At 63.1% G+C, this 13,311-nt stretch carries 12 protein-coding genes; 7 read left to right on the forward strand and 5 right to left on the reverse strand.

The features are described 5' to 3' along the window. The first annotated feature begins 2 nt into the window (after positions 1-2). From minE to H045_RS12790, 4 genes are all read left to right on the forward strand, one after another. Positions 3-257 (forward strand): cell division topological specificity factor MinE, encoded by a 255-nt coding sequence (gene minE, locus H045_RS12775; protein ID WP_003175252.1) that lies wholly within the window; start codon positions 3-5, stop codon positions 255-257. 96 nt (positions 258-353) lie between these two features. After that, positions 354-989 (forward strand): RluA family pseudouridine synthase, encoded by a 636-nt coding sequence (locus H045_RS12780; protein ID WP_015372571.1) that lies wholly within the window; start codon positions 354-356, stop codon positions 987-989. 195 nt (positions 990-1,184) lie between these two features. Continuing rightward, positions 1,185-2,474 carry a M18 family aminopeptidase gene (locus H045_RS12785; protein WP_015372572.1) on the forward strand — a complete coding sequence of 430 codons (1,290 nt, stop codon included), beginning with the start codon at positions 1,185-1,187 and terminating at the stop codon, positions 2,472-2,474. Positions 2,475-2,592: 118 nt separating this feature from the next. Continuing rightward, the gene (locus H045_RS12790; RefSeq protein ID WP_015372573.1) at positions 2,593-4,764 is read left to right on the forward strand and encodes a mechanosensitive ion channel family protein; all 2,172 of its coding nucleotides are present in this window, start codon (positions 2,593-2,595) and stop codon (positions 4,762-4,764) included. A gap of 107 nt (positions 4,765-4,871) precedes the next feature. Here the strand turns inward: H045_RS12790 and H045_RS12795 are convergent, their stop codons facing one another. The 5 genes from H045_RS12795 to H045_RS12815 form a co-directional block, all read right to left on the reverse strand. Then, positions 4,872-5,093, reverse strand: coding sequence for an MbtH family protein (locus tag H045_RS12795; RefSeq protein ID WP_003236796.1), 222 nt, complete (start codon positions 5,091-5,093; stop codon positions 4,872-4,874). Between the two features lie 82 nt (positions 5,094-5,175). Further along, a complete protein-coding gene (locus H045_RS12800) occupies positions 5,176-6,576 on the reverse strand; it encodes an aspartate aminotransferase family protein (RefSeq protein WP_015372574.1) in 1,401 nt (466 codons plus the stop codon). Positions 6,577-6,896: 320 nt separating this feature from the next. Next, a complete protein-coding gene (locus H045_RS12805; RefSeq protein WP_003236801.1) occupies positions 6,897-7,664 on the reverse strand; it encodes an N-acetylmuramoyl-L-alanine amidase in 768 nt (255 codons plus the stop codon). Positions 7,665-7,783: 119 nt separating this feature from the next. Next, positions 7,784-9,106, reverse strand: coding sequence for an ATP-binding protein (locus tag H045_RS12810; RefSeq protein ID WP_003236803.1), 1,323 nt, complete (start codon positions 9,104-9,106; stop codon positions 7,784-7,786). Then, the gene (locus tag H045_RS12815) at positions 9,103-9,798 is read right to left on the reverse strand and encodes a response regulator (RefSeq protein ID WP_003236804.1); all 696 of its coding nucleotides are present in this window, start codon (positions 9,796-9,798) and stop codon (positions 9,103-9,105) included. Before H045_RS12815 ends, H045_RS12810 begins: the two co-directional genes overlap by 4 nt. A gap of 178 nt (positions 9,799-9,976) precedes the next feature. Here H045_RS12815 and dsbD point away from each other — a divergent pair, with 178 nt between their 5' ends. Genes dsbD through dsbG form a run of 3 tightly spaced genes read left to right on the forward strand, consistent with a single transcriptional unit; the run spans position 9,977 to position 13,280 of the window. Further along, positions 9,977-11,698: a protein-disulfide reductase DsbD gene (gene dsbD / locus H045_RS12820; RefSeq protein ID WP_015372575.1), complete on the forward strand. Its 1,722-nt coding sequence runs from the start codon at positions 9,977-9,979 to the stop codon at positions 11,696-11,698. Further along, entirely contained in the window at positions 11,698-12,543 is an 846-nt protein-coding gene (locus tag H045_RS12825; RefSeq protein WP_003236810.1) for a TlpA disulfide reductase family protein, read from the forward strand. Before dsbD ends, H045_RS12825 begins: the two co-directional genes overlap by 1 nt. Then, on the forward strand, positions 12,519-13,280 hold the full coding sequence (dsbG, locus tag H045_RS12830; protein ID WP_015372576.1) for a thiol:disulfide interchange protein DsbG: 762 nt from the start codon (positions 12,519-12,521) through the stop codon (positions 13,278-13,280). The genes H045_RS12825 and dsbG overlap by 25 nt, the downstream gene beginning before the upstream one ends. Positions 13,281-13,311 lie beyond the last annotated feature (31 nt).

The following is a 13,311-nucleotide window of genomic DNA, read 5'->3' on the forward strand; positions in this document are numbered from 1 at the left end:
CAATGAAATTTCTCGACTTCTTTCGCGCCAACAAAAAGCCAAGTACCGCGTCGGTCGCGAAAGAGCGTCTACAGATCATCGTGGCGCACGAACGCGGCCAACGCAGCACCCCGGATTACCTGCCCGCCTTGCAGAAGGAACTGGTCGAAGTGATCCGCAAGTACGTCAATATCGGCAACGATGACGTGCATGTCGCCCTGGAAAATGACGGCAGCTGCTCGATTCTGGAACTCAATATCACCCTGCCTGATCGTTGATCGAACAGGCGGCCGCCACGGCGGCTCGTTCACCTTGATCCCTGTGCGGGAACCGGGTGGCCGAGCCGCCGTTGGCGTTTGTTACGAGGCTGTTTAATGCCGCTGTCCAATATCCATATCCTGCATCAGGACGCCGCCGTCCTGGTGGTGAACAAGCCGACCCTGCTGCTTTCGGTGCCCGGTCGGGCCGACGACAACAAGGACTGCCTGATCACCCGCCTGCAGGAAAACGGCTACCCCGAAGCACGCATCGTGCATCGCCTGGACTGGGAGACCTCGGGGATCATCCTGCTGGCGCGGGACGCGGACTCCCATCGCGAACTGTCCCGCCAGTTTCACGACCGCGAAACCGAAAAAGCCTACACCGCACTGGCCTGGGGCCAGCCGGAACTGGACAGCGGCAGTATCGATTTGCCCTTGCGCTACGACCCGCCGACCAAGCCGCGCCATGTGGTGGACCACGAATTCGGTAAGCACGCGCTGACCTTCTGGAAGGTGCTGGAACGTTGCGGCGACTGGTGCCGGGTGGAACTGACGCCAATCACCGGACGCTCGCATCAGTTGCGCGTGCACATGCTGTCCATCGGTCATCCGCTGTTGGGGGACGGTTTGTATGCCCATGAACAAGCCCTGGCCGCCTGGCCGCGCCTGTGCCTGCATGCGAGCATGTTGAGCTTTACCCATCCGCAAAGCGGCGAGCGCCTGCGCTTCGAGTGCGCGGCGCCGTTCTGAACTGCAAATACCGCTACATGTGGGAGCTGGCTTGCCTGCGATAGCGGTATATCAGCACCACATTTTTTTCCTGACAGACCGCTATCGCAGGCAAGCCAGCTCCCACAGAGGGTTGTGTTGTTCTCAGCCATGCAGGTTCGCTCCAAATACGTGACCAATACGGTAAACTCCGCACACTGCTGTCTGGAGCTATTTATGCGCGAAGCGTTGAATCAAGGCCTGATCGACTTTCTCAAGGCCTCCCCTACTCCCTTTCATGCCACTGCCGCCCTCGCCCAGCGGCTGGAAGCGGCCGGCTACCAGCGTCTCGACGAGCGCGACACCTGGACCACCGAGGCCAACGGTCGTTACTACGTCACCCGTAACGACTCCTCGATCATCGCCTTCAAGCTCGGCCGTCAGTCGCCGCTGCAGGACGGTATCCGCATGGTCGGCGCCCACACCGACAGCCCGTGTCTGCGTGTCAAGCCTCAGCCCGAGCTGCAGCGCCAGGGCTTCTGGCAGCTGGGCGTTGAAGTCTACGGCGGCGCACTGCTGGCGCCGTGGTTCGACCGCGACCTGTCGCTGGCCGGCCGCGTGACCTTCCGCCGCGACGGCAAGGTCGAAAGCCAACTGATCGACTTCAAACTGCCGATTGCCATCATTCCCAACCTGGCCATTCACCTGAACCGTGAAGCCAACCAGGGTTGGGCGATCAATGCACAGACCGAACTGCCGCCGATCCTTGCGCAGTTTGCCGGTGACGAGCGTGTCGACTTCCGCGCCGTACTCACCGATCAACTGGCCCGCGAACATGGGTTGAACGCCGATGTGGTACTCGACTACGAGCTGAGTTTCTACGACACCCAAAGCGCGGCCGTGATTGGCCTGCACGGTGACTTCATCGCCGGCGCGCGCCTGGACAACCTGCTGTCGTGCTACGCCGGCCTGCAGGCCCTGCTCACCAGCGACAGCGACGAAACCTGCGTGCTGGTGTGCAACGACCACGAAGAAGTCGGCTCCTGCTCGGCCTGCGGTGCCGATGGCCCGATGCTTGAACAAACCCTGCGTCGCCTGTTGCCTGAAGGCGAAGAGTTCGTGCGCACCATCCAGAAATCCCTGCTGGTGTCTGCGGACAACGCCCACGGCGTGCACCCCAACTATGCGGAAAAGCACGATGCCAACCACGGTCCCAAGCTCAATGCCGGCCCGGTGATCAAGGTCAACAGCAACCAGCGCTACGCCACCAACAGCGAAACCGCGGGGTTCTTCCGCCATCTGTGCATGGCTCAGGAAGTGCCGGTGCAGAGCTTCGTGGTGCGCAGCGACATGGGCTGCGGCTCGACCATCGGCCCGATCACCGCCAGCCACCTTGGCGTTCGCACTGTGGACATCGGCCTGCCGACCTTCGCCATGCATTCGATCCGCGAGCTATGCGGCAGCCATGACCTGGCACATCTGGTGAAGGTACTCGGCGCGTTCTACGCCAGTCGCGACCTGCCCTGATTTTTGCGTCACAGGCAATCAAACAGGTGGAAGGGGGCTTGCTCCCTCCCACAACTGGCCGAATGCGGCGTGCAACCGTACACTCGGTCCACTCGTCGTTTTCAAGGTTGACCGCCTCGTGCTTTCCCGCCTGCTTACCCTGCCCTGCTACCTGCTGATCGCCCTGCTCACCCTGCTGCCGCTTTCACCCGCGCAAGCCGTGGGCCTGCCCGGCCTGCTGGGCAGCAGCACCAAAGCCCAACCCCAGGCAGAAGTGCCGTTGGGCCAGTCGCTGGACGAGGTCATCAAGACCCTGGAAAACGACCAGCAACGCACCCAACTGCTGAGCGATCTGAAAAAGCTGCGTGCCGCCACGCAAAAGGCCCAGCCGGCGGCCGAACAAGGCGTGCTGGGTTTGATCGGCAGCACGTTGACGGGCCTCGAATCACAATTCTCCGGAGCCGACAGCCCACTGGGGCGCTGGTCCAATGAAGTCGACCAGGCCAAGGACGAATTGAGCGCCCTGATGCTGCCGGCCGCTGAATGGCTGCCGATCATCTTCGGTTTTGCCTTGATTCTCGCGGTATGGAGCCTGCTGGCTGCCGCACTGATCTGGCTGAGCCACCGGTTGCGCGAGCGCTTTGGCCTGCCCGAGGAACTGCCGCAACACCCACGCACCTGGGACATGCTGCGCTTCGCCCTGCGCAAGCTCGGCCCATGGCTGATCGCGCTGGTGATCACCGTGTACCTGAGCTACGCGCTGCCCTCATCGTTGGGCAAATCCCTGGCGATGGTGCTGGCCTATGCGTTGGTGGTGGGCACCTGTTTCTCGGCGATCTGCGTGATTGCCTTTTCCCTGCTCGACGGCCCGCATCGTCATCGCGCGCTCTACATCCTGCGCCACCAGGCGTTCCGCCCGCTGTGGCTGATCGGCAGTTTCGCCGCCTTCGGCGAAGCCCTGAGCGACCCGCGCATGATGCAGGCCCTCGGACAACATCTGGCACACACCGCCGCGACCGTAGCCAATGTGATGGCCGCACTGTCCACCGGGGTATTTATCCTGCGCTTTCGCCGGCCGATTGCGCACCTGATCCGCAACCAGCCGCTGTCGCGCCGCCTCAATCGCCGCGCCATCAGCGACACCCTATCGATCATCGGCTCGTTCTGGTATCTCCCGGCACTGCTGCTGGTGGGCATCTCGCTGTTCGCCACGTTCCTGTCCGCCGGCGACACCAGTACCGCCCTGCGCCAATCGCTGCTGTGCACGGTGTTGCTGGTGTTGTGTATGGTCATCAACGGGCTGGTGCGCCGTCACGCCCTCAAGCCGCTGCGTGGGCACAAGCGCCACGCGCTGTACTCCGAACGCCTGAAAAACTTCCTCTACACCCTGGCCCACCTGGCCGTGTGGCTGGTGTTCATCGAACTGGGCCTGCGGGTGTGGGGCTTGTCGCTGATTCGCTTTACCGAAGGCGACGGCCATGAAATCAGCGTCAAACTGTTTGGCCTGGGTGGCACGCTGCTGTTTGCCTGGCTGATCTGGATCCTCAGCGACACCGCGATCCACCACGCTCTGACCCGCTCGCGCAAGGGCCTGGCCAATGCACGTGCGCAGACCATGATGCCGTTGATCCGCAACGTGCTGTTCGTGACCATCTTCATCATCGCCGCCATCGTCGCCCTGGCGAACATGGGCATGAACGTCACACCACTGCTGGCCGGTGCCGGCGTGATCGGCCTGGCCATCGGTTTTGGCGCGCAGTCGCTGGTGGCGGATCTGATCACCGGCCTGTTCATCATCATCGAAGACTCCCTGGCCATCGATGACTACGTGGACGTCGGCGGCCACCTCGGCACCGTCGAAGGCCTGACCATCCGCACCGTGCGCCTGCGCGACATCGACGGGATCGTGCACACCATCCCGTTCAGCGAAATCAAGAGCATCAAGAACTACTCACGGGAGTTCGGCTATGCGATCTTCCGCGTGGCGATCCCCTACAACATGGAAATCGACGACGCGATCAAGCTGATGCGCGATGTCGGCCAGAAGATGCGCAACGACCCGCTGCAACGGCGCAATATCTGGTCGCCGCTGGAGATTCAGGGGGTGGAGAGTTTCGAGTCGGGCAGCGCGATTCTGCGGGCCCGCTTCAAGACCGCGCCGATCAAGCAATGGGAAGTGTCACGGGCGTTCAACCTGGCGCTCAAGCGTCAACTGGACGAGGCCGGCATGGATCTGGCGACACCGCGTTTGAGCGTGCAGGTGGTAACGGCGGGATTGGAAAAAGACACGTCGCAAGGCAGCACGAATTAAAGGGTGGGAGGGGGCTTGCTCCCGATGGCTGAGTGTCAGCCGCTGTATGCATTGCTGACCCACCGCTATCGGGAGCAAGCCCCCTCTCACATGTTGACCTGGGGTGCCTAGACCGACGCGACGCCATCCATTTTCTGGCGCAGGCTCAACGGGCGCATGTCGGTCCAGGTTTCTTCGATGTAGGCCAGGCACTCTTTCTTGAAGCCGCTCTTGCCCACGGTGCGCCAGCCTTCCGGTACGGCTTTGTAGTCAGGCCAGATGGAATACTGTTCTTCGTGGTTGACCACTACCTGAAACAGGATGTCGTCGCGGTCAAATACTGAGGTCATTGCTGTTCTCCATCGCTCAAAGGCTGGCTGCGCACCACGCGCAGCGCTGATATCTGTAGAAACGTACCGCGCACGGGAAAAATTAGAGACCGGCGACGGCTGCTGCCAGGGCACGACCGAAGATGTCGGCTACGCGGTCGATTTCGGCGGCGGTGATCACCAGCGGCGGCAGAAAGCGCACCACGCTGCCATGGCGCCCGCCCAGCTCCAGGATCAGCCCGCGCTTGAGGCATTCGCGCTGCACCAGCGGCGCCAACTGGCGATGCACCGGCGGGTGACCCTGGCTATCGAGCGCACCGTGCGGGTCGACCAATTCCACCCCCAGCATCAGCCCACGACCGCGAATATCGCCCAGGTGCGGGTAATCACGCTGCAGGATGCGCAGGTGTTCGCCGAGGCGCTCGCCCATGGCCGTCGCGTGGGCCGGCAGGTCGTGTTCCTTGAGGTAGCGCATCACCGCCGACCCCGCCGCCATGGCCATCTGATTGCCGCGAAAAGTACCGGCATGGGCACCCGGCAGCCAAGTGTCGAGCCAGTCGCGATACACCACCACCGCCAGCGGCAGGCTGCCGCCGATGGCCTTGGACAGCACCACCACGTCGGGGATGATGCCTGCGTGCTCAAAGGCGAACATCTTGCCGGTGCGGCCAAAACCGCTCTGGATTTCATCGACAATCAACGCGATACCTGCCTGCTGAGTGATGCGGCGCAGGCCACGCAGCCAGTCGAGATCGGCCGGAATCACGCCGCCTTCGCCCTGCACCACTTCGACAATCACTGCCGCCGGTAACAGCACCCCGGCTTCGGGATCGTTGAGCAGGTTTTCCAGGTAATGCAGGTTGACCTGCACCCCCTGCGCGCCGCCCAGTCCGAACGGGCAACGATAGTCATAGGGATAAGGCAGAAATTGCACGCCATTGCCGAGCAACGCACCCAAGGGTTTTTTCGGCCCCAGGCTGCCCATCAGGCTCAGCGCGCCCTGGCTCATGCCGTGGTAACCGCCCTGGAATGACAGCACTGTGCTGCGCCCGGTGGCGGTGCGCACCAACTTCAACGCCGCTTCCACCGCATCGGTGCCGGTGGGGCCGCAAAACTGGATTTTCGCTTCCCGCGCCAGCTCGGGCGGCAACAGGCCGAACAGGTCCTGCACGAACTGATCCTTGACCGGCGTGGTGAGGTCCAGGGTATGCAATGGCAACTCATCGGCCAGCACCTGCTGGATCGCCTCGATCACCACCGGGTGGTTATGCCCCAACGCCAGCGTACCGGCGCCAGCCAGGCAATCGATGAAGCTGCGGCCCTCGACGTCTTCCACGTAGATGCCCTTGGCCCGCTTGAGCGCCAGGGGAATGCGCCGGGGGTAGCTGCGGGCGTTGGATTCCTGCTGGCGCTGGCGGGCCAGCAGTGGCGTTTCGTCGAACTGGTAGAGCGTTTCGGCGGTGTGCGCCGGGGTGGTTTCGATACGGCTGGTAGCGACTGACATCTTTCGAATCCCTCAATACGCTGTTTGGTTGCTTGCATCTGGAGACGCTTGAGGGTGGGGGGGATTTAGGGAAGGTGGTCGGTTATCCGTTATTCAGTTAACGGCGGCTGGCGGTTTTGCCCTTACAACGGGTCACGTTGGGAAAGAGCCGGAATGCCGGCCCAGCCCACAGTAACCAAAGGCTCTTGCCCACCACTCGGCACCTCGCTCAGGCTCGGTGTGCGCGCATCAGACAAATGGAGATCCAAATGTGGGAGGGGGCTTGCTCCCACATGTTGTACAGCGTTGGGGCAGACACTCCGGGTCCACGCCAGGGCCAATCAAAGGCCCCGATATTTCTCATTCAGGGCATACAAAATCGCACACGTCTCGGCATCCAAAATTCCACCATAATCGCGCCTTCGAAAATGCATCTGAAACGCCCGCGTGCGAAGCTCAAACGTCCGCCGATTCGACGCCGCCTTATACCCATACCGCTGAAACGCCCGCTCCACCTCGACCTCCGGCGGCAACCCCAGGTTAAAGCGCCGCTGATACATCATCCGGGTCGTTTCATCAAACCAGGCCCCCACCCCCGCCTCGAACAGACACCGCCACGGCAGTTGCGGCCCCGGGTCACTCTTGCGCCAGTACGCCACATCCGAATGCCCGAGAATGTCGGTCGGCCCCACGTGCGGGTACCGCCCAAGCACATCGCGCAGCAACGCAATCAATACATCGACCTGCTGCGGGGCATAGGCAGGAAATGTGAACACGCCCTTGTCATCACGCGCCTGGTTGACGATCTCCACGCCAATCGAACGACTGTTGAGGTTGTCCCGCCCACCCCACTGACTCACCCCGGCATGCCACGCACGCTGGTCTTCCTTCACCAGACGAAACACGCGCAGCTCGTCATACCCGGCAGCGCGATAGCCAGGTTCATGCGGGTCGGGCAACAGGTAGTGTGCACTCACCCCATCCCGGGTAAGGGTGCGCAACGAGGATGCAAACGGCGCGGCGGTGTAGTGCAGGATCACCTGCTGTACGTGCTCGCCGTTGCGCTGGTTGAAACCCATAGCGGGAAAACTGCTGTCAATAACCAACATAAGAACCGTCCTTTTCAATACAGGCCGAATCGTTCAGCCCGTTCAAGCACAAAAAAATTACCGCCATCCTGAAGGCTTGCACCTCAAAATGGCGGTAACTATCTGGCACCTGAAAAGAATCAGCGCCGCAGCGGCATGCCAAGTTCGACGCGCAAACCATCCGGCTGGCTGTCGAATGTCAATGAGCAGGAACAACGCTGCACGATGGCCTGCACGATTGCCAAGCCCAGGCCACAGCCTTCGCTGTTGCCATTGCGCCAGAAGCGCTGGGTCAGGTATTGCAGGTCTTCGCTGGAGATCTGCTTGCCATGGTCGCGCACGCGGAAGATCACGCGGTCGGCGGCGGTCAGCACGCTGAGTTCCACACGGGTATCAGCCGGGGTATGGCGCAGGGCATTGTCGAGCAGGTTGCGCAGCGCGGCGACCGCCAGGCCCACCGGCATTTCCACCGGTGCGGCCGAGAGGTTGTCCGGCAGGATCAGGTCGATGCGACTGTTGTCACCGGCATTCGCATCCTGGATCGCCAGCCTGGCGACGTCTTCGGCACTGGACTGCACGCCATCGTCAAACGACAGGCTGCCCTCCACCCGCGCCAGCAGCAGCAATTGCTCGAGGGTGCGGTGCAGGCGGTCGGCACCCGCCTCGGCATGGGCCAGCGACTGGTCGCGGGCCGCGCCGTCGGTCATGCGGGCCACCTGCAGGTGGGTCTTGATCGCCGTCAACGGGCTGCGCAGCTCGTGGGCGGCGTCGCCAGTGAGCCGGCGCTCGCGCTCGATGGTCTTGGCAATGCGCTGCAACAATTGGTTCTGTGTGTCGAGCAGCGGTTTGAGTTCGCTGGGCAGCGGATGAATCTGCAGCGGTTCGAGGGAGTCGGCACTGCGTCGTTTCAAGGCATCGCGCATGCGATTGAGCGGCAGCAGGCTCTGACCGATGCCCAGCCACAACAGGCACAGGCACCCCAGCATCGCCACCCCCACCGGCACCGAGGCGGCCAGCAGAATCGAGGTGTTCAAGGCTTCGCGCTCGGCATGGCGATCGGCGGTGGTGATCAACAGGTCGCCGCGGCTGAGGGTAAAGCTGCGCCAGGCCACGCCGTCTATCACCTGGTCACGAAAGCCGCTCTGGTGCGACTCCAGGCCTTCGTCCGGGGTGGTGTGGCTGCGCGCGAGGACTTCCCCGCGCAAGGAGCTGACCTGACAGGCCATGCCACCGGGCACGTGCAGGTGTTCGTCGCTGAAACGCGCACCGCCGGTGGCGCTGGCCAGCCCGGGCATCTGTTCGATCAGCCCCGCCACCATGCGCGCCGACGCGACCAGGCGCTGGTCGAGGGAAAACATCATCTGGTTGCGCAGGTCGTTGAGCATCCAGGTCGCCGCCAGCGCCCAGATCAGCACGAAAGCGGCCCCCAGCTTGAACGTCAGGCGCAGGCGCAGGCTTTTCACGAAGCCTTCTCTCCCTCACCAGGGCGACCCTCATCGGCAGCGCCGAGGCGATAACCGAGGCCGCGCACGGTCTCGACGATGCCATTGCCCAATTTGCGCCGCAGGTGGTGGATATGCACATTGAGCGCGTTGCTTTCCAGTTCGTCGCTGAAGCCGTAGACGCTGTCCTTGAGCTGTTCGCTGGAGAGTACCCGGCCCTTGTTGTGCAGCAGGGCCTGCAACAACGCCTGCTCACGACGCGACAGATCCACCGGCTGGCCACCGAGGAAGGTCTCACGGCTGCTGGGATCGTAGGCCAGGCGGCCGTGTTCGATCAGGTTGACGCTGCGTCCCGCCACCCGGCGCAGCAGAGTTTGCAGGCGGGCGGCGAGTTCGCGCAGGTCGAAGGGTTTGAGCAGGTAGTCGTCGGCACCGGCTTGCAGGCCGTCGACACGGTTGGTTACCGAATCCCGCGCGGTGAGGATCAGCACCGGGATTTCCAGACCCTGGCTGCGCTGTTGCTGCAGCAGCTTGAGGCCGTCTTCGTCGGGCAGGCCGAGGTCGAGCACCATGATGTCGAACGCCGCCGCCTTGAGCATCGCCCGTGCCGCGCCGGCGCTCGCCACGCGCTCCACGGTGAAGCCCTGGGCGGTGAGGCCGGCCACGATGCCGCTGGCGATCAGTTCATCGTCTTCACAGACCAGTACGTGCATGCTGAACCCTTCATGAAAGATGGCGTGATTAGAGAATGCAGGGATTAAGCGCGCATTATGCCGCCAATGTTCGCAACACCCTCTGATCCGTACACTCTAGAATAGCGCCCGGTTAATCATCGGTTAATCAACGCCACACATTGTGTGCCTCAACTTGTACTGGATTAAGGTTTGAACCATGCGGCATCTGTTTACCTTTCTATTGGTAATGCTCGCGGGATTCGCCCAGGCCGCGCCTGGCAACCCTTTCGACACCAAACCCGATTTTCTTCCGGTGGGCCAAGCGTTCACCTTTACCTCCGAACGTCTTGAAAGTGGCGAGACCCAGCTGTATTGGCAGATTGCCGACGGTTATTACCTGTACCAGCAACGCATGAAGTTCGAGGGCCTGGCCGAAAAGCCAACGCTGCCCAAGGGCGAGGCCCATAGCGACGAGTTCTTCGGCGAGCAGGAGGTGTATCGCCAGGGCCTGGAAGTGAAGATCCCCGCCGGTGCCACCGGCCAGCTCAAGCTGGGCTGGCAGGGCTGCGCCGATGCGGGCCTGTGCTACCCGCCGCAATCGATCACCGTCGACCTGGGTGGCAGCCCGGCCGCCGCCACCGCCCAGGCACAGGACCAGAACCTGGCCAGCGGCCTGCAACAGCGCAGCCTGGGCTGGAGTTTGCTGGTGTTCTTCGGCCTGGGTTTGCTGCTGGCATTTGCCCCGTGTTCATTGCCGATGCTGCCGATTCTCGCCGGTCTGGTGGTGGGCAGTGGCGCCAGCCCGCGTCGCGGCCTGGCCCTGGCCGGCAGCTACGTAGTGTGCATGGCGCTGGTGTATGCCGCGCTGGGCGTGCTGGCCGCCCTGGCCGGCGCCAACCTCGCCGCGCTGCTGCAAACCCCGTGGATTCTCGGTAGCTTCGCCGCTCTGTTTGTGGTCCTCGCCCTGCCGATGTTCGGCTTCTTCGAACTGCAACTGCCGACCTTCCTGCGCGACCGCCTGGACAACGTCAGCCGCCAGCAAAGCGGCGGCAGCCTGCTGGGCGCAGGCATCCTCGGCGCCTTGTCCGGCCTGCTGGTGGGCCCCTGCATGACCGCACCGCTGGCCGGCGCGCTGCTGTATATCGCCCAGAGCGGCAATGCGCTGCACGGTGGTCTGATCCTGTTCGCCATGGGCATCGGCATCGGCGTACCACTGTTGCTGCTGGTGACCGTGGGCAACCGCTTCCTGCCCAAGCCCGGCACCTGGATGAATGTGCTCAAGGGCGTTTTCGGTTTCCTGTTCCTCGGCACGGCCGTGCTGATGATTCGTCCGGTGGTTGGCGACAGCCTGTGGCTAGGCCTGTGGGGCGCACTGGCGCTGGTCATGGCGTACTGCGGCTGGGGCCTGGCCCGTGAATACGGCCTGGCCGCCAAGGTATTTGGCGCCGGTTCACTGGTGCTGGGCCTGTGGGGCGCGGTGCTGGTGGTGGGCGCAGCCGGTGGCAGCGATGAGCTGTGGCAGCCGTTGAAGGTCTACAGCGGCTCGCGTATCGCCACCGCTGACGCACATGACGCCTTCACCACGATCAACGACCCTGCGGCCCTGCAAGATCAGCTCGACAGCGCCAAGGCTCAGGGCCAGTGGGTGCTGGTGGACTACTACGCCGATTGGTGCGTGTCGTGCAAGATCATGGAAAAACAGGTATTCGGTAACCCGCAGGTAATGCAAGCCCTCAAGGACGTGCGCCTGCTGCGCCTGGACGTCACCGCCGACAACGTCGCCAGCCGCGAACTGCTCGGGCGCTACAAAGTGCCGGGGCCACCCAGCTTCGTCTGGATCGGCCCAGACGGTGAGGAGCGCCGCGCCCAACGCATCACCGGCGAGGTGGATGCAGACACCTTCCTGCAACGCTGGACTCAGACCCGGGACGCCCGCTGATGCTGACCCTGACCATTGGCACGTTTGCCATCGCGCTGAATCACATTCTGCTGATCAGCGCGCTGATTCTCGCCACGCTGGTGGGCTGGCGTGTGGCCAAGCGTGGCGGTGAGAACCCCGAGTCTGTGCTGTTCAGCCTGTTCCTGCTGGGCATGTTCGTGGCGCGGGTGAGCTTCGTGCTGATGTACTGGAGTGACTATCGCAACGACTGGCTGCAGGTGATTGACCTGCGCGACGGCGGCTTTCTCGCCTGGCCCGGCATTATCGCGCTGGTGCTCGCCGCTCTGGCGTACGGCTGGCGCCGCCCGCCCCTGCGCAAGCCGCTGAGCGCGGGCGTCATCACCGGTCTGCTGTTCTGGGGCATCACCAGCCTGTCGCTGAACCTCTACGACAAGGGCTCGCAACTGCCGTCAATCACCCTGCGCACTGCCGATGGCCAGGAGGTGCAACTTGCCGATTACAAGGGCGGCCCCCTGGTGATCAACCTGTGGGCCACCTGGTGCCCGCCGTGCCGCCGCGAAATGCCGGTGCTGGAACGCGCGCAACACCAACGACCCGACGTGACATTCCTGTTCGTCAATCAGGCCGAAAGCATGCAGAGCGTCAGCACCTACCTCGCCACTCAGGGCCTGACCCTCGACAACGTGCTGTTCGACGCTGGCGGCAGCCTCGGGCAGGCCGTGGGCTCCATGGCCTTGCCGACCACCTTGTTCTACCAGGCCGACGGACGCCTGATCAACAGCCACCTCGGCGAACTGTCCCAGGCCAGCCTGGCCCGCGCCCTGGAACCCTTCGACACCGCCCCACAAAGGAAACCCACATGCCAAGCCTCCGCCACCTGCTGACCCTGTTGCCGTTGACGCTCGCCGCCGCCCTGGCCCAGGCCGAGGACTGGCCGGCACCGATCAAGCAGATCGAAGCCAAGGGCGCCAAAATCCTCGGCACATTCGACGCCCCCAGCGGCCTCACCGGCTATGCCGCGCAATACCAGAACCGTGGCATGGCGCTGTACCTGACAGCCGACGGCAAGAGCGTGATCGCCGGCAACCTGTACGACGCCCAGGGCAACGACCTGAGCAGCGCCCCCCTGGAAAAACTGGTGTATGCGCCGATGGCCAAGGAAGTCTGGGCCAAAATGGAAAAAAGCAGCTGGATACAGGACGGCGACACAAACGCGCCACGCATCGTCTACCTGTTCAGCGACCCCAACTGCCCCTACTGCAACATGTTCTGGGAGCAGGCGCGTCCTTGGGTGAAGGCCGGCAAAGTGCAGTTGCGCCACATCATGGTCGGCATCATCCGCGAGGACAGCGCCGCCAAGTCCGCCGCGCTGTTTGCCGCCAAAGACCCGCAAAAGGCCCTGGAAGAACACGAAGCCGCCGGCAAGGGCAGTCAGTTGCAGCCGCTGGACAAGATTCCGACAGCTATCGAAGCCAAGCTCGATGGGAACATGAAGTTGATGCAAGCGCTGGAGTTGTCGGCGACGCCAGCGATTTTCTACCTGGACGACAAGGGCGGCCTGCAGCAACAACAAGGCGCACCTTCGCCGGATAAGCTGGTGAAGATACTGGGGCCAAAATAAGGCATTCGGTCGTTCCCCGTACGAGGGAACG

The organism is Pseudomonas poae RE*1-1-14 (assembly GCF_000336465.1).
GTDB lineage: Bacteria > Pseudomonadota > Gammaproteobacteria > Pseudomonadales > Pseudomonadaceae > Aquipseudomonas > Aquipseudomonas poae.

What these genes read in the sequence shown, in the direction of transcription:
- minE (WP_003175252.1), top strand. Translation starts at nt 3, where the DNA reads ATGAAATTTCTCGACTTCTTTCGCGCCAACAAAAAGCCAAGTACCGCG.
- H045_RS12780 (WP_015372571.1), top strand. Translation starts at nt 354, where the DNA reads ATGCCGCTGTCCAATATCCATATCCTGCATCAGGACGCCGCCGTCCTG.
- H045_RS12785 (WP_015372572.1), top strand. Translation starts at nt 1,185, where the DNA reads ATGCGCGAAGCGTTGAATCAAGGCCTGATCGACTTTCTCAAGGCCTCC.
- H045_RS12795 (WP_003236796.1), bottom strand. Translation starts at nt 5,093, where the DNA reads ATGACCTCAGTATTTGACCGCGACGACATCCTGTTTCAGGTAGTGGTC.
- H045_RS12800 (WP_015372574.1), bottom strand. Translation starts at nt 6,576, where the DNA reads ATGTCAGTCGCTACCAGCCGTATCGAAACCACCCCGGCGCACACCGCC.
- H045_RS12805 (WP_003236801.1), bottom strand. Translation starts at nt 7,664, where the DNA reads ATGTTGGTTATTGACAGCAGTTTTCCCGCTATGGGTTTCAACCAGCGC.
- H045_RS12815 (WP_003236804.1), bottom strand. Translation starts at nt 9,798, where the DNA reads ATGCACGTACTGGTCTGTGAAGACGATGAACTGATCGCCAGCGGCATC.
- dsbD (WP_015372575.1), top strand. Translation starts at nt 9,977, where the DNA reads ATGCGGCATCTGTTTACCTTTCTATTGGTAATGCTCGCGGGATTCGCC.
- H045_RS12825 (WP_003236810.1), top strand. Translation starts at nt 11,698, where the DNA reads ATGCTGACCCTGACCATTGGCACGTTTGCCATCGCGCTGAATCACATT.
- dsbG (WP_015372576.1), top strand. Translation starts at nt 12,519, where the DNA reads ATGCCAAGCCTCCGCCACCTGCTGACCCTGTTGCCGTTGACGCTCGCC.